This is a genomic window from uncultured Thiodictyon sp., assembly GCF_903828115.1.
Classification (GTDB): Bacteria; Pseudomonadota; Gammaproteobacteria; order Chromatiales; family Chromatiaceae; genus Thiodictyon.
Genome location: NZ_CAIKKU010000674.1, coordinates 1 through 19700, shown reverse-complemented (window position 1 = coordinate 19700; position 19700 = coordinate 1). Strand labels below are relative to the sequence as shown.

Sequence of the window (19700 nt, the reverse complement as noted above, 5' to 3'; positions counted from 1 at the left end):
TACCGGGTTCACACAATGGCCCGTTTCATCTCAGCGGCAATCCGGGTCAACGCAAAGTCCGTGGTCAGATCGGCCTTCTTGCGCTTGATCCCGGCGGCAACCCGGGCCGCGGTATCCAGTGCCGCGTTCAGCAACGGCGCCGGGGCCGTATCGACCCAGAAGCTCTCGTCGCTGATCTTGCGTTTGACGTCGAACGGAACTAAGGCCGTGGCCACCTGGTCGTAGACGCTCGGCACCCGCTGGACCGAGAGGCCGCCGCCCTGTGCGGTCCGCTCCGCCACCAGCCGCCGGCAGGCGTCGAGTTCCTTCCAGAAGTTGTCCTCGGCGTTCCCGAACTGCTGACGCCCGGCGATGAGCCCATAGGCGGTCCCGAGCGCCAACGCCGCTTGGGCGCGGCCGGATCGCTGGTTGTCCGCCTCCAGGTCGGCGACGTGGGCGGTGAGCCGAAATTCCGCGTCCGCCATCTCCTGAAGTCGGGCAACAAAGGGTTCTGCATCGGCCTCAGAGAGCGTCGCAGACTCGTCAAGCTCGATCCCGGCAAGGCTATCCAGATCGGCGATCAGCCGCAGCGCAGCCTCTTCGCCATCCCGCGCCGCGGCAACGAAGGCCACATACTCAAGGTCCAGCCCCTGCGGCCTGACGGCAATGCGACGCACGCAACCGGGCCGCTCCCATCCCGCGCTCTGCCCCAGGATCGCGTCAAAGACCGGTTCCCCGTAGGTGGCGAACCGCAACGCAGCGCCAAGCGACTCGATACCCTCCTCGTACAGCCGCCGGTCCGTGGTCAGTGCGGTGCCGTCCAACACGCCGGCAAGGCCCCGGAGCAACAGCGGCTCGCGCCCATTGCCCGTCAGGTTGACGGCACAGGCACACCCCAAGGCCTTCAGATAAGCGGAACCGGTCAGGACGCCCCAGAGTCCATCCAAGGTGGCCGGCAACTGCACGGCCGCGTGCGCCTGCTCCAGGCGCTGATAGATCTCGTAGACCTCCTGCCCGCTCAACTCGGTCTCGCGGATGCGCTGCTGACTGAAGGCAATCCGTTGGCGGGCCTGCGTCTCCAACTGCCCCTCAGTCACCTCGCCCGCCGCCAGCCGGCGGAAATCGTCCTCGGTGACCGGCAACATCGACACCTGTTGATCGCCGACCACGGCGATCATGCTGCCCAGCCGATCGAGTAACCGGCCGTAGACGATCTCCTCGACCGAGCCCAGGTAGCACAGGTTTTGGACGTGGATGTGTGCGTGCAGTTGGCCGATGCGATCGATCCGGCCAATCCGCTGCTCGACCTTGGCCGGGTTCCATGGCAGGTCGAAATTGACCAGAAAGTCGGCCGTCTGGAGGTTGAGGCCCTCGGCCGCCGCATCGGTGCAGACCAGGATGTCGATCTGACCGCGCAGGAAGCGCTGCTTGATCGCGTCGCGCTCGGTGCCGATCAGCCGGCCGGTCGCAGGATCTGTGTATTGGCCCCCGCGGCCGGAGTAGGTCCCCACCAACAGCCGGGCCTCGGCCTGTCGCAGCCGCCGGACGATATCCTCCAGGGTGTCCCAGAACTGGGTGAAGATGACCGTCTGCCGGACCCGACCGGGCCGCGCCGAATCCCTTCGCTGTTCCACATAGCCCAACAGGGCCTGTGTCTTGGACGAGGCCGGCGCGGCGTCGTACAGGCTGCCCGCCAGCATCCCGCTGAGCTTTTCCAACTCCCAGCGGAGATCCCCCTCGCTGCGGTTCTTGAGAAACTGCTCGATGATTTGCGCGTCGCCCTCTTCCTGTTCCAGGTCCTCATCGCACTGGGACAGGTCGGGGCCAGCGGCGGTCGCCGGCGCGTCCAGCAGGTGGTCCAGGGTCCACTTGACCCGTTCGCGCCGCCGCCGCAGGGTCTCGCCGATGGCGTGCAGACTGGAGGCGAAGCGCCGCTGCAGGAAGCTCAGATAGAAGCCGGTCGAGGCCCGCGCCTGTTGATCGTTGGCGGCGGAGACTTGCTGGGACAACTCCTGGGAATAGGCTTGCAGGGCCTCGTAAGCCGCCTGCTCCTGGGCCGTGTATTGGATGCGCCGCATGGGCAGGAGGTGCCGGTGCGCCAGGTTGGCCGTCAGCCGGCCCTGCTCCTGGTAGACCCGCAGCAGGGCGCGGTTGTGGCGCATCATCACCCGTGAGAGGGGCGCAGAGGCAAAGATGGCGCGCAACAGTTGCTTGAGACTCGCACCCGTCGGCTGGATCCCCCGCGTCAGCCAGTTGTCATACTGGGTCCGGTTCGAGGGACTGAGCACCGTCTGGCGGATAAAGGTCGCCAACTCAGGGTCATGCCGCGCAATCGAGGCCAGCACCCGGCGCAGAAAGCCCAGTTCTTCATCTGAGACCTTCTCGCCCCGCTGGATGCGGCCCTGGATCGCGTAATACGCCTGGGTCAGGGACGGATCGTCCTGGAAGGGGCCGACCCGCCGCGTCAGACGAAACAGGTCATAGACCTCGATCGGGTCGAGCTGCATGGGTGTGGCGGTGGCGAGCCACAGGGCACGGGTTTGCGGGCGCAAGGTCTGGCTGACCGCCTGGTAAAGGTCGCCATACTTGGGTTGCACCACCAGTCCGGCAGTGGAGTTGCTGCGGCGGGCATAATGGGCCTCGTCGACCAGGGCGATGTCCCAGGTCTGCGCCGCCAACTCCCGCCGGCGCTCCTTGCGCCGGACCAGCCCGGTGGAGACGATGACCAAGGCCGGCGCAAAGACCGACTTGGCCGGAATCTGTTCCTCCATTGATGCAAATGGCGGATAGAGATAGGCGTGCCGCACCTGGGGGCCGGAGAGGGCCCGGCCGAAAGGCAGGAAAAACTTGGTCGCCAGTTCGCTCTGCCACTGCCGGGCCAGGCTCGCGGGGGGCGCGATCAAGACCCGCCGCGCCAGTCCGGACAGGATCAGCGAGCGCAGGGCCAGGCCCGCCTCGATGGTCTTTCCCAGGCCGACCTCGTCGCACAGCAGGAAGCTGTAGGGGTAGGAAGCGATCAACCGGCGCGCCACGATGGCCTGGTGGGGCCAGGGCTCCACCGGGGCCGTGACCATGCCGACGAAGCGGCCGTTGGGCATCCGCGGGGCCTCGCGCAGGATCGCGAACTGGAGCCACTCCAGCGCCGTCGGCCGCGGAATCTGCGGCGGGTGCGCGCTGGAGCCGTCGATCTCTTTCGGCTGCGCCACGGCCTCGCCGATCTCGATCAGTCGCTCACGTACCGCCTGGGGCAGGTCCACCACATAGAGCCCCGGGTCCTGGTTGGCCCAGATGGCCTCGAAGTCGGCCGCGTAGCTGTCGGCCCTGGCCGCCTCGCGGGTGCCCCACCAGTCGCAGTGCACCCCGATGTTCTCGGCGTTGATCAGCAGGGCGGTGCGCGACTCGTTCAGGGACCCCTCGGCGAGCAGCCGGTTGCCCTGCGCGTCATGGAAGACGGCCCATTTCTCGTGGACATAGCCATCCTCGCGTGACTCGTAGAGGATGGCCATCCCGGTCTTGCGATGGCGGCGCAGGGCCACGCGGATCTCCAGACAGCCGGCCTTGAGCATCCCGGCCAGCAGACCCAGGCCGTTCGCGACCGATTCCGGCCCGTCCTGGGGCTCGGTCAGGGCGGCCAGCAGCGTCTCGGCGAGATACCCGAGGTCCTGGTGGTCGAGGATGATCTGGGCATCCTTGGGGTCCAGGTCGGCGCCCGCCACCAGCCGCACCCGACCCTGGTGTTCGACCAATGCCGAGAACCCTTGGGAGGCCGCGGCGAGCGAAGTCGAACGGAAGTACCCCGCCACCCGGTCATAGCGCACGCTGGAACGCAGGGCCGGGATGTAGAAGTCATGGAGCAGGTCGCTGGTGGTGCTGCGATAGCGGGGCTCCCAGCTGCGCTGCGGGAACGACTCGGGCTTGTCGGTGCTCGCCATCTGAGAGTCTCCGAATCAGAAAGCGAGTGCTTCGGGCGCCTGAGCGAATAACTCGGCAAAGGCGGGATTCTTCCTCTTGTTACGGCTACTGAAGAGCGCCTTGGCCGCCGCAACCCGGGCGGCATAGTTGCCCTGCCCGTCGACCTCGGCCTGGTATTGCTCCAGCAACCCGTTCGCCTGGGCGGGAAGAGATGCGTCCGGTATTCTGATCATGACTCAATCGATGCTTGCGGCGACGGTCGGCAGGGCAGCACGGAGTTGCACCTGTTGCTTGCGTTCCGCCTCGTCCAGTCCCTTGATCAGTTCCTTGTTGTTCAACTGGGCCAGGCGGTCGCGCATTCCCTGCGCGGTCGGCGACCGGGTATTCGCCGCCTCAGCGCCGAAGGCATCGGTGCCGTAGGCGTCCAGCACGTTGCCGTAAACCACACGCTTGAATTCATTGCCATCCAGCAATCGGGCCTTCTCATCGGTCCCGGAGCGGGGCAGCAGCAGGATCGAGCCGTGCTCCGCCGCCTGGCAGATCAGGGGGCTGTGGGTGGAGACGATGAACTGGATGTTCGGGAAGTGCTCGCAGAGCCAGAAGCCGATGCGCTTCTGCCAGGTGGGGTGCAGATGGGCGTCGATCTCGTCGATAAGCACAACACCGCTGGCCCGGACCTGCTTCGGATCATCGGGATCAAAAACGGCGCTCGAACCAAATGCGAAATAGAGTTCACGGATAAGTTCAAATGTCATGCTCAAGATGGAACGATAGCCATCACTCAGATCCTGAACGGGGATCGATACCCCTGCTGCGTCCGTAAATACAATTTGTTTCGGCGAGATTTCTTTGAGTCGGACCCCGGAAGGCAGAAAATCTTCCTGGTTTATAAACTGAATCAACGGATCGAGCAATTCCTGGCCGACACCTTGGAAGTTTTTTTCCGCGCTGAGCCAATGTCTGTTCGCTATCCGATAGCGCCAGCTTAAGGCCCAAAGATAACTCCGCATCGGCCAGGGGTGCTCCACCCTGACCAACGAAACCGTCAAGTTCCCCGTCCCATCCGATCTTTAGTGATATCTCGGCCGATTTGCGGCCCTCACGCAACCAGGCATCCCAAGGCTGTCGCAACCCATAGGACTCTCGTGGCCCGAGTAAGGCAACGGCGATCGACTTCAACAGGGTCGACTTGCCTGCCCCATTATCGCCAAGCACCACATGCCAGCCCTTGGCCTTATCCGCTGGTATGTCCCAAGTCAGCTCACGAATAGACTTGATGTTATTTATGTGGATCTGGCGGATGTGCATGACTCTAACCTCACCGGAAGGGCGATACGCCCCGATTGATCGCCTTCAATTCTCCGAGCCACCCCGCGCGATGCGCGCGATCCCGTAGGTCGGGTTAGGCGCGCGGCACGGCACCTCTTTAGCAAAGGGCTTGACGCGCCGTAACCCGACTTGCGGCGCCGAAATGTCGGGTTACGCTGCGCTAACCCGACCTACGCCGATTCCTCGCCGCCATGCCCGGCCGCCTGGCGCAGCAGAGCGAGTCCCCGCTCGGTTCTTCCACTGCCCCGTTGGGTACGGACGCGAAAGCCGGCCTCGGCGTCCGTCTCGTCCACCATCAATGCAGCCATGTCGTCGAATAGTCGCTCGATGCTGGTACCGCGGACGTGGGCGATCTCGTCCAACCGACGGTAGGTCTCATCAGACAAGCTGACTGTCACAGAGGTCATGGATAGAGTTGCTGCGATCATTGCCCGCTTGGTACCACCGTGACAGCCCCGAATTGGCGAAAGTGAGCGTCGAAGGCAAAGGCCGTCTGGATACCTCGACTGACCATGACGACCTTACTCACACAGTCCGTGAAGCTCCATTGTTTATCGGAGAACTGCCGATAGACACCCCAGGCCGCGTGGATATCGTCAGGGGACACCAGATGCAATTCGGCCAGTTCTTGGTCGAAGAGTGATTGACCGACACGCAAAGCGCGTCGATTCTCGCCGCGCATCCGCATCAGGGTTAACAATTCATCAATGACGTAATCGGTGGTCAGCAACGGCGCCTGGTTACGGACCAGCCAAGCCCGCGCCACCGTATGGTCTGCGTCCGTGGGCACGAAAGCGGCGAACCAAGCGCCGGTATCCACGAAAATCACGGCCGTCGCCCGTAGAGCAGGACATCATGATCCCGGTTGGAGAATCCATCGTCCGCGCTCTCGCTGGGGAGGGCATCCAACTCCAGCAGCAGGCCATCCAGTTGGGCCTTGCGCGCGGCGGGCGGTGGCGCCGTCTGGTCCCGCTGTAAGGCATGGGCCAGTACCTCGATCAGGTGAAGTTTGTCGCGGCGATCCAGGCCCATGATGGCCCGTTCGATCTCGGCTGTTTGCGGTTGCATGGGTGCTCTCCCGGTGTTGTCTGGCGCGAGTCTAGCGGATACCGGGCCTCCCCGTTGGGGCGGTGATGAGGCAAGGTGGTCCCGCGGCCCCGCAGGCTCGGCAGAGCGATAGCGATGCCCGTCAGCCCACGCGCAACCCGTAGAGCGCCGCGCGCGCCTGGCGCTTGAGGTCCGGCGCGCGCGCCTCCGCGGCCCAGACCTCCAGAAGGTCAAGGATACGCCCGGCGCGTTCGGCCGCGTGCTCCTGGAGATAGGCACGGGCGACCGGGATATCGCCCTCACGGTAGGCGGCGATCAGGCCCTGGAGGCGGTCCCAGTCGGTCTGGGGGTCGGTCAGGCGGGCGCCGTGGCGCTCCTCCGGCAGGGCCAGGCGGAGCTTGGAACCGGTGCGGACCAGGGGGGCCTGGTAGCCGTCCGCGCCCCCGGTGGTGAGCGGGCTGCGGCCACGGGTGCCGGCGGACTGGTTGATGCCGATCTCCCGATCCTGGACCCGGTAACCGCCGGGCTTGGCGTCCAAGGCAATGCCCAAGGAACGGGAGAGGTTCAGGATGTCGTCATAGGCGACCTCGGCCAGTTCCCAGATGCCGAAGATGGTCAGGGCCATGGCGGTCTCGCTGTCCAGGTCCTCCACCCGGACCTTGCCCTTGGTGATCTGACTGACCCGGCCCTGAGAGACCACGCGGCTCGCCTCGTTCATCGCCTTGACGGGGCTCACCAGGTCATCGCCGTCCTGTACCGGCCAGTGGGCGGAGAGGACCTGGAGCGATCTTCCGTAGCTCGCGACCATCTCGTCGACCGGGTTCAGGCGCAGCGGCGCGAAGTCGGTGAGGCCCTGGCGGACGGCCGCCTCGATCTGGCGGCGGATGCCGGTCTGGCCGAAGGCGCTCTCCCAGATGGCGGCCTCGGTGCCCTGGGCCGGGCGCTTGCGGCAGGACAGAAAGATGGAACTGGCGGCGGCGGCCAGGTCCTTCTGGTGGGTGGAGTTCTCGCCCTCGGACTCGACCGGGAAGCAGGCGGTGATGACCCAGCCGGCATCGATCAGCGAGCGGGTGAGGGTCTCCCAGGCGTCCTGGGACTTGTGGTTGAACATCAGGGTGAAGAGGCCGTCGTCTTTGAGGGTGCGGCGGCACTCGCGGAAGATGTCGCCCATCAGGTTCTCATACGCGGCCTTTGCCCCCTTGGCGCCGCCGTCGCGGGCTGAATTAGCGACCGCTTCCGCCTTCTTATCTGTCAGCCGCCGGTTGAAAACACCGGGGTAGATGTCGCGCAGGGTGCGGCGGTTCCAGACATAGAAGAAATCAGACAGTTCGGCATAGAGCACGTTGTCGTAGTAAGGCGGGTCCATGCAGACCAGGTCTACGGAGGCATCAGGCACCTGCGGCATGTAGGCCGCCGTGCCGTTGATGATCGTGACGGGCGGTGCCCCGTCGGTGCCTTGATAGACCGGAGCCACCAGTTCCGCGAGTTCCCTGTATGCCTTAGTGGCTTGCTCTAAGCCCCAGGCCGCGCCGGAATTAGTGCCGGAAAAGATCATTTCGCCGAAGGTCCATTGGATGGCGTAGTTGTGGCGACCAAAAGTACCTTTGACGACACCCCGCGTATACTCCCAACGCGTATGTCGGCTGTTGTAGTCGAGCCCCTTGTCGATGGCGAATTGCAAGTAGGTAACCACCGCCTTTCCGCGATCCGGCCCCAACTCCGCCAGTATCTCGGGTTTGAGCCGGTTGAGGGTCTCGGTTAGGGTCAGATGGCCGAGCAACTGGCGCGGGGTGAACAGGTCGCACCAGCGCTCTTCACCGTACATCCGGTGCCCACGGTCGTAGTTAGAGCAGCGGTCGATGTTCTCTGTCGGGATCAGACCCTGGCCGTCCCAGGCGTCCCAACCGGCCTGTAAACGACACTGGGCCTCGGCCAACGCGGCCAGGTCAAGCGGGTTCGGCGGCCGGAAATAACGGACCTTGGTGGTCTTGATCTCCCCCTTGCGGGCGCCTGAGGTGTAGCGCAGGGGTTGGCCCTTGCTGTCGAGTTTCGGCTCCAGGCGCACCGCGACCACGGCATAGAGGCGGTCCTGCCAGCCATCCGGGTGATCCGGCATCGGCGCTGGGTGCTTGGCCGACGCGCACGCCTGACGCTTGATCTCCTCGCCGTCGATGGCCTGTTGGCAATGGACGCATTGGCCGACCCCCCGATGCACGGTATTGTTCTTTCCCAACGGCTCACACATAGGCTCTCGCCCATCCGTTACCCGATAGGTCTCGAAGCGGACCTTGCCGTCTTCCGGAATGACTCGTACCCCCCAGGGATCACCTGATTCCTTGGATAGCCAGAAGGCATTTAGCAAGGGCGCCTCGCCGCCGCAGTGCGGGCAGGTGACTTGGTGGACATAGATGTAATCCTGGATACTCTCACAATCGAATTGAGCAAGAAGCGCGTGATTGTTCGGACCAAGCAATGTCTCGAGGTCTTGCCGTTCAGTCAATGGTAACGGCTGCCCGTCCGCATATAACGCCGAATTCGCCCCATTAACCTCGCCCAGCAACCGCTTTCCCGCAGCATCGATCTTGGGAAGCAGATCAAGGCCGAAACGGGCCGGGAAATCGAGAGTAGCGTGCAAAATCGCGGTTGCCACGGGGTTCAGATCATTGGCAATGACCTTGTGGCCTAACCGCAGCGCCTCGAAAGGAATCGATCCGCCGCCGGCGGTTGGGTCGAGCACGACCAAGGGCGAGGCCGTATAGGCAAGGATATTACCAAAGGCGCGGGCGTATCCGTAAGCATCTCCTGGGAAGCTTACGGAGTTGGCTGCGGTAAAGGCCATCTTCTCGTTGGCCCACGCCGGATCGCCCATCGCTTTCCGCGTGGTTAGGACCTCACCATCCACGGGCATTGGTTCGCGAAGGGGGCGGTTCTCTTCTTTCCAGCGTTGCAGAACGGGGTCCGCCACCAGGTCGGGGCTACGTGCTATCACAGTCTCGACCAGATCGCGATTCAGTGCCCGGATCTGTTGCTCTGCAAGGTAGGCGCGCTGCACCACCGCATCGACCGGCAGCACCGCGCGCCCGGCCCTCGACTCGATGCGCTCCAGCAGTTTCCCGGTTAGAGTCCAGGGCTCCCCATGGACCAATGCCTGAACGCGCTCGATACCAAGTCGGCGAACGAAGGTCGCGGGATCGGTCGATGCGGGCAGCAGCGAGGCGAGGATGGCGGCGCGGCTCGGGATCAGCGGCCGGCGCGCCCACCAGACGTGCAGGTAGTAAACGGGCGGCATGACGTTACTGGAGCCCCGCTCCCGCTGCGTCTCAGCCCCGACCTGGTGGCAGGGAAATCCGGCCTCGATCAGGCGGGTGTCTGTGGTGTCTTCCATCGGATGTCCTCGAAGCCCTTGCCGAACGGCCCCAGTATCCCATAGGCTGCCGCTTCCATGCAGGAACGACTGAGCCTGGTGCGGGTTACCCGCAAGATGATCCGGCGGCCCGCCGATGTCACGCCCTTTCAGGGCTAAGACCCTAACGACAGACCACCCAGGGCGTTGCCCTGGGCTGGTATGTCGCGCCCCTTCGGGGCTAGGGGCGTCGTAACCGTTCAGACCCCCCACCGGTTTCAGGCAGCCTGCCGTCGTAACCCACTGATTCATCGTTTAGGGACGCAGAATCCGGGGCGGGGGTCTGAACGGTTACGGGGCGTCACGCACTGAAAAACCTTGGCGAGCTTGGCGTGACAACTGCACTTTCCAGGTTGACCCCAACGGGGTCACACATACCAGCCCAGGGCAACGCCCTGGGTGGTACACAGCAATGATCTTAGCCCTGAAAGGGCGTGACAGATGACGGCACCGACACCCGCTCGGTTGCGACGCGAAGCAGGTCCGGTGATAAGGCGAAGTGTCACGCGCTCCGTGCAGTGAGCGCGGGTGGCCGGAGTAATGCCAGGGCCTTGGTGACGAACGCAGGGATACCCCGGAGGATGTCGCCGTCATCGGTCTGCACCCCGGCCGCGGATTCCCAAATCGCGCTGTAGCGGCCAGCGCCGATCTCGAACGAGAGGCGGTATCCCGCGGCCACCCAATCCAGGGTCAGGGTGCCGTTTGGGTTTGGGCTGATCTCCGGGCTGGGGATACCGGCGGGCAGGGCCGCCAAGACGGCCCGGACGTTGGCCACACAGGCGACTTCGATCGGGTCGGCGCCATAGCCGTCCCAACCAGGCCCGAGGCGTGCCAAGTCGGCGAGTAGCGCGAGGGCAACGACCAGAGATCTTGCGGGCTGTTCGGTGTCAATCTTACTCATTATGCCGGCCACATCACGGATGACATTCGTCGCGGCCGGGGGGCCGCTCCTACTCGGATCGTCCTTCATGCCGCCAACCGCAACCGCTCCAACATTTCGGCAACCCCCTTGTCGTCCGTATGTCCCCCCAGCATGGTCCGCAACCCGCAGAGCGCCCAGCGGTTGGAGATGGTCCCGAAACTGACGGTCCGCGACAGCCAGTAGGCGGCCTCTTCACGGGTGAACTTGGCTCTTCAAGCCGACCGCTATTCCAGCAACACGATCACCCGTGCCAAGACCTCGTCTACCAAGGTCTGTGGTGCGGATTCGATATAGCGTGCGCCACGGGCCTTCCAATCGACGGTGCGCGCCTGATTCGTCAGGACCACACCCTGCGTCGCGGTTCCCGAGCCCATCAAGGGCACTGCCCAAAGGTTGGTTCTGGCAAATCCGCCACCTTGCGTGATGGGGCATATCAAGGCGCCACCGTGTCTGTTGAATGCCTCTGGGGATAGCACCAAGACCGGACGGGCGCCCTGTTGCTCGCTGCCCAGTGCGGGGTCCAACGTCAAGCGGACGATATCGCCGCGCTTGGGTGTTCGGCTCATATCGCCTCTTGTCCCATGGGGCGGGCTCGCTCCCAGGCTTCGTCGGTCGGCAGCGGCTCATCCGGGGCCAGTCCGTCAAGCAACTGCGCCAGGGTGTAGGTCGGACGGGAGCAACTGGCAGGCTGAAGCACGATGCGGCGACCGTCGGTATCGATTTCCAGCCTGGCGCCTGCCTTCAAGCCGAACACCTCCAGCAAGGGGCTTGGTATCACGACTCCCAGGGAGCCATCCAGTTCACGCAGGATTGCGGTTGTCATGGTTCGTCTCCGGTCTGTGTCGGACTGGCCTTGTCGGCCCCTTGGCCGATCGCCCTGCGGTGAGGGATGTTGGTCCAGCGTCGGCCAAGCAAACAGTGTAGTCGTCGCGATCGTCACAATGCAACGAAGGCCCTGCCGTGCTGTATTCGCATTCCTCGGCGCCGGCGAGCGGTTGCAGCCTCGACTTGCTGGGATCGTCCTTCATGCCGCCAGCCGCAGCCGCTCCAGCATCTCGGCAACGCCCTTGTCGTCCGTATGTCCGCCCAGCATGGTCCGCAACCCGCAGAGCGCCCAGCGGTTGGCGATGGTCCCGAAACTGACGGTCCGCGACAGCCAGTAGGCGGCCTCTTCACGGGTGAACTGGCGGACGCGACGGGCGATGAGTTCCACCCGGTCCAGGTCCTTGATGCGGTCCTGGAGGCGGAAGATCAGGGCGAGCTTGGCGCCGGCCTCCTCGTCCAGGGGCAGGTTGCCGCGGATACGCATCCCTTCGGCGGTGAGGTAGCGGGCAAGTTCCAGGGGGACCCCGGCCGGATCGGTGACACCCTCGACGATGCGGCGCAGCAGCGGCAGGCAGCGGTGCAGCGGTTCGCCGCAGAGGTTGCCGCGCTCGATCAGGACGGGGCGGGCGCGGCGGCGCTGGCCGTCCGGCCCCGGGGCGCCCTCGTCCTGGTCGCGGTACCGGCGCTCCTTGACCACCAGCACGGGGACCGGGGCGCCCTGCCATTGCGTGATGCGCAGTAGAAAGGGTGCCTTGGCGCTCTGCTTGGCAAGCCGCTCCGCGAGGTGTTTGGTGAGGTCGAAGGGTTCTTTTTTCTTGGCCATGGGTGGCTTCGTCATGTTTGCGGAATCGATGGGCAGCGCTGCGAGACTGTGAAAGTATTCGCCGCCGCGCCAATACGCGCGGCCTTTGTAGGCTGGGTAGAGCGCAGCGAAACCCAGCAATCAACGCCTTACCGAGGCGCGGACGATGGGTTTCGCTGCGCTCTACCCATCCTACGGATTCCCGCAAGTAGCAAGTAGGATGGGCAGGGCGGCAGCGATGCCCATCATCAAGCCTTCAGTGCGGCGACGAACTTGCAGTCTTGCCGTGGCTCATTGATGATGAGTTGGACCTCGGTGTCTTGATCCTGGGTGGTCAGGGCCATGACCGGGTCCAGCAGTTCATCGAGGGCCTTCACGTCCTCGGGCTTGAGTTGATGCAATTGCAGACCGATCCGCCCCCCCGCGGGAAGTTTGAGACCGCTGACTTCCAGGTAATCGATAGTGGAGGTGCCACCGTTCTTATAGATTCCCGCGAGCCCCTTCAACAGCGGCAGGACCTTCTTGCGCGCCTGCTCGCCGGAGAGGGACAGGGTTTCGTCCTTCGTGGTAACCCAACCCCGCGTCGCGGCCTCGGTCTTGGTGACCACCTGGTAGTCCGGACTGACGGTCTCCATCACCCAGTTGGTGGCCCCGCGCAGGACGCTGGGGTCGAGGCTGGGGTCCTTGTCCGGGGCATGGACATAGAGGTAATCGGCCTTGACCAGTTCGTCGATGGCGCGTCCCGTGTCCTGGACCGAGATGTCGCCGTGGGTCTGCGCAACCGCGGCGGCCACATCGGTGACGGAGCAATAGCGGGCCTGCACGATGGCCTCCTGGACCCACTTGCGCACCTGGGCGGGGTCCGGCTTATCCACGGCAGTCCAGTTGCGCTGCTTGGCACCCTGGGGGGTCACCAGGCTCCAGCCGGGCTCAGTGAGGTCGATCTGTAACGGGACCCGATCACAGTCTGGGCCCGTCTCGCGGGCGTGGAACTCGGCCGGTTTCTCCGCTGCGGCCGACCCCATGCGGAAGAGGCACCAGGCGCCGTGGCCGATGCCGGCACGGATAAGCGTGTCGAAGATGCCCTTGTCCTCCAACACAGGCCAGTCACGGCGGCAGGCGAAGGCGCCGCGCAGGTCGGCGAGGGTCTGGTAATCCTTGTTCGCCGCGAAGAACAGCTTGACGGCGGCACCGGCGGTCGCGCTGGTGGCGGCCAGTTCGGCGGTGACGAGCTTGCCGTCGGCGAGCAGGACCTCGCGGATACTCTCGATCACGGAGCGCCCGCCCTCGCCGCCGGCCGTACTGATCTCGTGGCGGATGATCTTGCCGCCCTGGCCCGGATACCAGAGGTTGCGGTACGCCTGGGTGACGACGGTCAGCAGGGCCTGCTCGCGCTCCTTGGTGTCACGGTTGAAGGTCTGGTCGCTCAAGACCGCCTCCGACAGGCCGTAGCCGGCCGGGTTGTGCTTGAGCGTGCGCCGCGCCAGTACGTCGATGCCGATGCCGTTCAGACGCTCGCGCAGGTCCAGTGCGCGGGTGGCGGCGTTGTCGAGCATATCGTCACCTGGGCGGTGCTCGCCGGCCACCTCGACCGTGTCCGGCACCAGGAGAAATACCAGGTTCTGGTGCAGACGGGGCTTGTTGGGTCCCGCCTGGGTGATGAACTGCTCCGGCCGTACCGCCGGGCTGTCCAGGGCGATCAGGGCCAGGGTGGGCCTGGTGCCCTTGTCCGGGATACGTTCCGGAAGCTCGACCTCGGCAATGACCTCGAAATTCAGCGTGCCGGGCTTCACTACCTTGCTTGAGGTCTCGTGGATGAGTTGATCGACACCCTTGGTGCCGCGCAGGGCGCGGCGGATGTCGGCCAGGACCCGGTTGATCGAGACGCCGGTGCTCGCGTAGTAGCGGCCCTCGGTCTCCGAGTAGCGCAGGTAATAGGCCTGGGAGCGCAGGGCGTCCAGGGCGGTTTCCACCTGGGGCGGGGTCATGCCCGGGAAGGCGGTGGCGAACAGTGCGTCCTGTTTGGCGATGCCGAAGACGTTGGAACCAAGCCCGTCACCAAACCCTGCCAGACTGTGCAGGAAGACGGTCTTCCAGGCGTATTCGTGTAGCGGAAAGCCGTCCGGGTGGGGATTGGCGCGGTCGGCCAGGTCGGCGTTGCTGTGCTGCGCCTTGAGGTCGCCGCTGTCGGGGCCGCCAAGGTCGGCGTTGATGATCGGCATCAGCTCGGCGCTTTCCGTGCGGCTCACCAGTTCGTCGGAGAGTCGGGGGTCACGTAGATCCAGGTGACAGGCATGGATCATGGGTGCGGGGGACTGGCGGCGCCAGAGGTTGGCGACCGTGAGCGCCAGGACCCGCAGTACGCCGCGGGTCCCCTGGAAGCTCTCGACGGTGGCAAGTTTATCGGTGAGATAGTCGATCAGGGTCGGGTGAAAGGGGTAGTGTGCGATCAGGCGCTCCCGATAGGTCTCCTGCCGGGCCTGCTCGGGTAGGAGCAAGGCGGTGCGCCGGTACATCTCCATGTAGGCGTCGGCCGTGGCGGCGGCGCCGTCCTGGTCGATATTGGCGAACAGGCGCCGCGCCAGCACCCGGGAGATTTCCTGCCCGCGGACCGGGACGACGGCGGTGGCGTCGCGCTGGACGACGCTGCGGACCTCCCCATCCGCCGCGCGGGCGATCCCCAGCGCTTCCTCCTTCGATACATCCTGGCCGCGGGCCTGGGAGACCAGGTCCTGGATCATCGCGGTCTGGCGGGCAAAGGCATCACGCTGACTGGCCAGGGTCAGGATCACGGCGAGCCCCGTATGTTCCTTGGCATACTGGAAGAGCGACATCAGGAAGGTTGCGACGCTTGCGCGTCCGCCCGGCCGGGCGGCCTCGATGCGGGCCGCGTAGGCGGCCAACTCGTCGAGCATGATCAGGACCTTGCGGCCCTTGAAGACGACATCGAAATACTCGTCCCCGGGGGAGCCGAAGGAACTGGCGCCGGGGCCGATGGCCTGATAGAGGGCCTCGCCGCCGATCTGGAAGGCGATCTCGCCCCACAGGGTATAGGGGATCAGCCGGGCGCCATGGGTCTCATGGATGGCAACCCGGTCGCCCGCGATCCCGACCACCGTGACCTCACCGGGGGCCAGCAGCAGGGCGGGATCGATCAGGCCCTGGGCCGCCGCGGCGATGGCCGTGCCCTGGAAGGCGAGGTGGGCGGCACCGATCAGGGTGTGGGTCTTGCCGCCCCCGAAGGCGCTTTCCATGCGTTGGATCGCCGGATAGGTGGCGTCCGTCCCGCCGAGCCGTCCGAAACAGTTGCGCAGGACCTGACGCATACCCTCGGTGGGGTAGGTCCCCTCACCGAAGAAGGCCAGCGGGTCCGTGTAGATGTTCTGGACCACATCGGGGGCGCCCCGGTAGTGGTCGATGACCTGCATCAGGTTGGCGGTGAAGATCTCCGGGTTGAGGGTGCCAGCGAGTAGATCTGCACGGGGCTGGCAGGACTCCAAAATCGACATCGGTGCGCTTCCTATCTAGCTGCGATGAACTGGCGAGTGTAGGCTTTTCTGGGCATCCAAACACGCCGATAGCAGGGCTACCAGCGCCGCTTCGCGCGTCTTTCGTGCCAGACCATCTTTGTAGGATGCCACACCCAGCGAGCGAATCTAAGCCCCGCGGCGATCACGGTCCGTTCCACCCGTCCCACGCCGATCTTGCGGATCAGTTCGACGACCATGACCGACCCCCAGATCCCGCTGAGCCAAGCAATCGGGGCACGGCTGCGCGCCGCGCGCCAGACCGCGGGCTGGACGCTCAGCCAACTCGCCGAGCGGACCAACACGCTGTCGAAGTCCCGGATCAGTAACTATGAACAAGGTCTGCGGCGCCTGGGTATCGAGGCGGCGCGCGAACTGGCCGCGGCCCTGGGGACGGTCTCCGCGGGGTCACTGCTCGGGCTGGACGATGCCTCGAATCTCGGCGCAGAAGAGCTCGATCTGATCAAAAGCTACCGGGCGACCGACGCCCGCGGCCGTGCATTGCTGCGGACGATTGCGGGGTTGCTGCCGGTGGTAGACGATGTGCCCAAGGAAAGGGGTGTCTGAAGTGCCGCTTCATCCACGTGTTGGAGCTACCCCTGGTGTGCGGTTACCACTTGGGGTAGACCCAACACTCGTGTCACCAGCCGCCACTTCGGACACGGCATCGCTTGCACGAGGGGACGGGGCGCCGAAACGACGCAAGGCCAAGGTGGGAGCCGACACGGGCGCCGTAAAATCCTGGTCGGCACCCTGGCGCTCGCCAAACTCGACGATCCGGAGTTCGGCGTACGCTTCCGGACGTTGCTCTCGCGCGAGGACGACCAAGCACTGTTTCCGGATCTGCTGGCACCCCAGAGCCGGCTGACTGACTCCGGCTCGGACCCCGGGTGCTCAGCATAGGGAGCAAGTCATGCCAGAAGCTTTGCGGTCTTTACGCCACCGCTCTCTCGAAGTCGCTACCGCGACCAAGTCGGTATGGGCCGCTACCAAAGATTTTCCGAAAGCTTTCGCTCGACAATGCCTCGCCACGGCAAGTTAGCTGGGTAAGACGCAGCCTGTACTGTGATCCTTCCAGCCAGCACACCTCGCCGTCCCAACTTAACCGAAGTCCGCCGCCGCGTCCCGGTTCCCTTGTCCACTCACTGCCAGTCACTACCAAACGACCGCCGGGAAGTTCGTCGGTAAAGGCTCCCGGAGAAGGCGAGGCCATCGCGCGGATTAGGTTATGCACGGCCCGTGTAGGGCGAGCCCAGTTAATGGTCCTTTCTTTTTGCGCCAGGGGATATCTCGGATTTCCAGTAGGTAATGTGAGAGGCGACTCCACTTGGCTTCCATTCAGTATTGAGGGAACGGCGCGCAAGAGGAGTTCTTTTGCGACAGAAACCTGCTTGCCGTAAACAGCGTGCGCTGTTTCGTTTGGGAATATTGACACCGGTTCGCTATCCACGACATGGACTTGGTAAGTATTTTCGTGGTAAATTCTGGCGCCGACACGGTAAAGGCTTACCCCGGTCATAGTCGCACCATTTAGCACAGACTCTATTGTTGGATTGCGACCTGGGAATTGAGGTAGAAGGGAGCAGTGCACGTTGTAGCCCCCCCGTTTGGCAACATGGTATATCCCGCTGTCACGCAGTATCTCCCCTTGGGCCGAATGATTGTCGTAGAATGAAAAGATCCATTCCGGTTCGCATTCCTTCGTCAGTTCGGAATCTATCTTTGACGGCGACCAGTCAAACCTATGTCGAGAGCGATAGTCGGTATCTCGCGGCGTGATGCACCGGACACCCTGGATCTGCGCACAGACCTTTAGGCTTTGTTTGCCATAGGTAGCATCGTCAGAATCCACTACCACCAAGCACGCCTTCAATCCAAGGCTCAATAGCGCATGAAGTCCTTGCACGCCCATATCGCCGGAACCGAAGACAACACACCGCTCAAGCGCAAAGTTCATTTTCTATTGCTCCATCAGGCGTTTCTATTTCGTCATTCTCATCGTTGTCGTTGGACAGGAGATACCTCAGGTCATCTTCTCGAAAGATAGCCAGAATACTATCTTCGGAACGAATGGTGATTACATCACCATTTCTATATATGGTATCGGCATCATCATAAATCCTCATCTCGCCACTGTACAGCTTCACTTTAGCTCTCATGCTTGCATTTCTCCGATTACCTTTGAGCGGTTCAGTTGTGAGTGCCACCTGATCGAGTACGGCAGTGCAGGGTTCTCTGCTGGTGTTCATGCCGGGTTCAGCCCGAGCGGAGTCGCTGCGCTCGCGACCGAAAGTATGCTCGTCAAATGCGCCTGCGTCAAAACTTTTTTTCTTTTATATCAGTTGCTTAAGTATTTACTCATCTACAAAATAGAACAACGCCATGTACTGCATAAAGCAATCACGGCAACATGCTTGATAGCATGTAGACAAGGTAGCAAGAGCCTGTGGTAGCGTAAGACAAGACGGCAAGGACTTAGACAATGGAACAAGACTTGGTAAGCAGCTAGACAGGGGGAGCTAGTTCTGCAAGCATAGGTAGAAAGATAAGCAATACCTGCTTACAAACAGCTTATGGTCGACAAGGGAGCACGCGCTTGTAGTAGCCTAAGACAAGAACGCTGAAACGGATTCCAAAGAACTGTCTCACCCTCGGTCGGCATCGGGGCGCGCGCCCGGCCACTGCGTCCCTTGCGGGTCCTGTCCCCGCCGCTGGGCGGTCGCCTCGTTTTTCGGTGCTGCCCATGCCAGCCAGGGGCTCGGTCGTTCGCCGCACCGCGGCGGTGCTCCCGGGCAGCGCCCAGGGCGCTGAGCTGGGCTCGACAACCGGGTCGCCGCCGCGATCACAACAGCGCCAGCCGCGCGTTCATGTCGAGCTCGAAACGTCCATAAGGATTGATATGCTCCCAGATCAACGGCGTCAGGGCGGCATAGTCGCGGGGCGTCAGCCGTCCCTGCCACGCGGGCTGGGCCAACACTTCCTGGATCATGAGGGTGTTGATGTAGATCATGCAGTTCTGCAGCAGGTGCAGCGCGAGCATGCTGACCTCGTGGTCTTCCCGGCGGTTGCTCCCGGGCCGGACGGGGCATTCGCCCCGTCCGGAAAGGTTTCGGCGTCCCGCTCCACAGGCCGGGTCTGTTTCCGGCCACTTCGGCCCGTTGCGTCCCCGGACGAAGGGTCGCAGCACATGCCCGCGTAGGCCCCAACGGTCGGCGTCGCGCTTCCGCGCGCCGAGACTGTGCAAGAATTCCCCGTCCGCCTTCGGCGCCCCCGTCCGGCTCAAGCCTCGACCTCCAGTTCGGGCCTGCTCGCCCAGGAGGTCGAGGCTTTGCCGTGAAAATCGGGCCGGGACCCGGTGGGAGCGGCTTCAGCCGCGACGAGGCCACGGCAGCGTGCCAGATCGCGTCGCGGCTGAAGCCGCTCCCACACACGCCTTTCATCGTCCCGGGTCGCAGGTCTTGCTGCCGCGGCCGTTGACCGGTGCCCGCCGCTTGCGGGCCTGGTTGGGGCGCCGAAGCGCGAAGATTGGGCCGACGAAGGAGGCCCAAGGCCCTAGGCGACTGCCCAGGCTTCTCGATCCGATCCGGCCCCGCTAAGATGGTCATGCTGGCGGTCATCGCACCGCCCCTTGCCCGCGGAAGGTGATTCCACATGACCGGGATCTCAGTTGCCGAGGCCAAGACCCGGCTGACCGGCCTGATCCATCGGGGCCTGTGGGACACCATCGCCGACTGGCGCACCCAGACCGCTTTCGACTGGCCGGACCTGACAGCGGAGGAGGTCGACGGATGGCGCGATCCCTCGCCCGGGAGGGTCTTCGATTGGACCGACTGAGGTTCCTGCTCCTGCTCGACACCGATATCCTGTCGCAGTCCGTCGGGTCCGCTGTGCGGACCGCTCGACCGCTGGGTCCGCGCGTGGTTCGGTCCGCACAGCGGACCCTACCCGGCTACC

The 19700-nt window shown here is 64.1% G+C and carries 16 protein-coding genes and 2 pseudogenes; 2 read left to right on the top strand and 16 right to left on the bottom strand.

Annotation, left to right across the window (positions count from 1 at the left end):
* Positions 1–8 precede the first annotated feature (8 nt).
* From QZY48_RS25585 to QZY48_RS25530, 13 genes and pseudogenes are all read right to left on the bottom strand, one after another.
* Positions 9–3911, bottom strand: a complete 3903-nt coding sequence (locus QZY48_RS25585) for a helicase-related protein (RefSeq protein WP_295436345.1) — start codon at positions 3909–3911, stop codon at positions 9–11.
* A gap of 15 nt (positions 3912–3926) precedes the next feature.
* Positions 3927–4124 carry a hypothetical protein gene (locus QZY48_RS25580; RefSeq protein ID WP_295436344.1) on the bottom strand — a complete coding sequence of 66 codons (198 nt, stop codon included), beginning with the start codon at positions 4122–4124 and terminating at the stop codon, positions 3927–3929.
* A 3-nt stretch (positions 4125–4127) separates the two neighbouring features.
* Positions 4128–4901, bottom strand: coding sequence for an AAA family ATPase (locus QZY48_RS25575; protein WP_295436343.1), 774 nt, complete (start codon positions 4899–4901; stop codon positions 4128–4130).
* Between the two features lie 145 nt (positions 4902–5046).
* Positions 5047–5199 (bottom strand): annotated as a pseudogene (locus QZY48_RS35025) (AAA family ATPase); the annotation flags it as partial.
* Positions 5200–5390: 191 nt separating this feature from the next.
* On the bottom strand, positions 5391–5627 hold the full coding sequence (locus tag QZY48_RS25570) for a toxin-antitoxin system HicB family antitoxin (RefSeq protein ID WP_295436342.1): 237 nt from the start codon (positions 5625–5627) through the stop codon (positions 5391–5393).
* 17 nt (positions 5628–5644) lie between these two features.
* Positions 5645–6049, bottom strand: coding sequence for a PIN domain-containing protein (locus QZY48_RS25565; RefSeq protein ID WP_295436341.1), 405 nt, complete (start codon positions 6047–6049; stop codon positions 5645–5647).
* Entirely contained in the window at positions 6046–6288 is a 243-nt protein-coding gene (locus QZY48_RS25560; protein ID WP_295436340.1) for a hypothetical protein, read from the bottom strand. The genes QZY48_RS25565 and QZY48_RS25560 overlap by 4 nt, the downstream gene beginning before the upstream one ends.
* 121 nt (positions 6289–6409) lie before the next feature.
* Positions 6410–9652 carry a DUF1156 domain-containing protein gene (locus QZY48_RS25555; RefSeq protein ID WP_295436339.1) on the bottom strand — a complete coding sequence of 1081 codons (3243 nt, stop codon included), beginning with the start codon at positions 9650–9652 and terminating at the stop codon, positions 6410–6412.
* Between the two features lie 520 nt (positions 9653–10172).
* Positions 10173–10571 (bottom strand): hypothetical protein, encoded by a 399-nt coding sequence (locus QZY48_RS25550; RefSeq protein WP_295436338.1) that lies wholly within the window; start codon positions 10569–10571, stop codon positions 10173–10175.
* A gap of 245 nt (positions 10572–10816) precedes the next feature.
* A complete protein-coding gene (locus tag QZY48_RS25545; protein WP_295436337.1) occupies positions 10817–11158 on the bottom strand; it encodes a type II toxin-antitoxin system ChpB family toxin in 342 nt (113 codons plus the stop codon).
* Positions 11155–11415, bottom strand: a complete 261-nt coding sequence (locus QZY48_RS25540; protein ID WP_295436336.1) for a hypothetical protein — start codon at positions 11413–11415, stop codon at positions 11155–11157. Before QZY48_RS25540 ends, QZY48_RS25545 begins: the two co-directional genes overlap by 4 nt.
* Before the next feature lie 201 nt (positions 11416–11616).
* Entirely contained in the window at positions 11617–12240 is a 624-nt protein-coding gene (locus tag QZY48_RS25535) for a hypothetical protein (protein WP_295436335.1), read from the bottom strand.
* Between the two features lie 227 nt (positions 12241–12467).
* On the bottom strand, positions 12468–15728 hold the full coding sequence (locus QZY48_RS25530; RefSeq protein ID WP_295436334.1) for a DUF499 domain-containing protein: 3261 nt from the start codon (positions 15726–15728) through the stop codon (positions 12468–12470).
* A gap of 216 nt (positions 15729–15944) precedes the next feature.
* Here QZY48_RS25530 and QZY48_RS25525 point away from each other — a divergent pair, with 216 nt between their 5' ends.
* Positions 15945–16313: a helix-turn-helix transcriptional regulator gene (locus QZY48_RS25525; protein ID WP_295436333.1), complete on the top strand. Its 369-nt coding sequence runs from the start codon at positions 15945–15947 to the stop codon at positions 16311–16313.
* A gap of 367 nt (positions 16314–16680) precedes the next feature.
* Here the strand turns inward: QZY48_RS25525 and QZY48_RS25520 are convergent, their stop codons facing one another.
* The 3 genes and pseudogenes from QZY48_RS25520 to QZY48_RS25510 all read right to left on the bottom strand — a co-directional run.
* Positions 16681–17703: a formyltransferase family protein gene (locus QZY48_RS25520; RefSeq protein WP_295436332.1), complete on the bottom strand. Its 1023-nt coding sequence runs from the start codon at positions 17701–17703 to the stop codon at positions 16681–16683.
* Entirely contained in the window at positions 17687–17905 is a 219-nt protein-coding gene (locus QZY48_RS25515; RefSeq protein ID WP_295436331.1) for a hypothetical protein, read from the bottom strand. The genes QZY48_RS25520 and QZY48_RS25515 overlap by 17 nt, the downstream gene beginning before the upstream one ends.
* Positions 17906–18588: 683 nt before the next feature.
* Positions 18589–18816: pseudogene (locus QZY48_RS25510) on the bottom strand (Tn3 family transposase); the annotation flags it as partial.
* Between the two features lie 581 nt (positions 18817–19397).
* On the opposite strand from QZY48_RS25510, the gene QZY48_RS25505 reads away from it, so the two are divergent.
* Positions 19398–19580: a hypothetical protein gene (locus QZY48_RS25505; RefSeq protein ID WP_295436330.1), complete on the top strand. Its 183-nt coding sequence runs from the start codon at positions 19398–19400 to the stop codon at positions 19578–19580.
* Positions 19581–19700: the final 120 nt, after the last annotated feature.

Excerpts from the sequence above, each read along its gene's own strand:
- QZY48_RS25585 (WP_295436345.1), bottom strand. The coding sequence starts at position 3,911 with ATGGCGAGCACCGACAAGCCCGAGTCGTTCCCGCAGCGCAGCTGGGAG.
- QZY48_RS25505 (WP_295436330.1), top strand. The coding sequence starts at position 19,398 with ATGACCGGGATCTCAGTTGCCGAGGCCAAGACCCGGCTGACCGGCCTG.
- QZY48_RS25570 (WP_295436342.1), bottom strand. The coding sequence starts at position 5,627 with ATGACCTCTGTGACAGTCAGCTTGTCTGATGAGACCTACCGTCGGTTG.
- QZY48_RS25560 (WP_295436340.1), bottom strand. The coding sequence starts at position 6,288 with ATGCAACCGCAAACAGCCGAGATCGAACGGGCCATCATGGGCCTGGAT.
- QZY48_RS25520 (WP_295436332.1), bottom strand. The coding sequence starts at position 17,703 with ATGAACTTTGCGCTTGAGCGGTGTGTTGTCTTCGGTTCCGGCGATATG.
- QZY48_RS25580 (WP_295436344.1), bottom strand. The coding sequence starts at position 4,124 with ATGATCAGAATACCGGACGCATCTCTTCCCGCCCAGGCGAACGGGTTG.
- QZY48_RS25555 (WP_295436339.1), bottom strand. The coding sequence starts at position 9,652 with ATGGAAGACACCACAGACACCCGCCTGATCGAGGCCGGATTTCCCTGC.
- QZY48_RS25530 (WP_295436334.1), bottom strand. The coding sequence starts at position 15,728 with ATGTCGATTTTGGAGTCCTGCCAGCCCCGTGCAGATCTACTCGCTGGC.
- QZY48_RS25535 (WP_295436335.1), bottom strand. The coding sequence starts at position 12,240 with ATGGCCAAGAAAAAAGAACCCTTCGACCTCACCAAACACCTCGCGGAG.
- QZY48_RS25515 (WP_295436331.1), bottom strand. The coding sequence starts at position 17,905 with ATGAGAGCTAAAGTGAAGCTGTACAGTGGCGAGATGAGGATTTATGAT.
- QZY48_RS25540 (WP_295436336.1), bottom strand. The coding sequence starts at position 11,415 with ATGACAACCGCAATCCTGCGTGAACTGGATGGCTCCCTGGGAGTCGTG.
- QZY48_RS25525 (WP_295436333.1), top strand. The coding sequence starts at position 15,945 with ATGACCGACCCCCAGATCCCGCTGAGCCAAGCAATCGGGGCACGGCTG.
- QZY48_RS25545 (WP_295436337.1), bottom strand. The coding sequence starts at position 11,158 with ATGAGCCGAACACCCAAGCGCGGCGATATCGTCCGCTTGACGTTGGAC.
- QZY48_RS25550 (WP_295436338.1), bottom strand. The coding sequence starts at position 10,571 with ATGAGTAAGATTGACACCGAACAGCCCGCAAGATCTCTGGTCGTTGCC.
- QZY48_RS25575 (WP_295436343.1), bottom strand. The coding sequence starts at position 4,901 with ATGCGGAGTTATCTTTGGGCCTTAAGCTGGCGCTATCGGATAGCGAAC.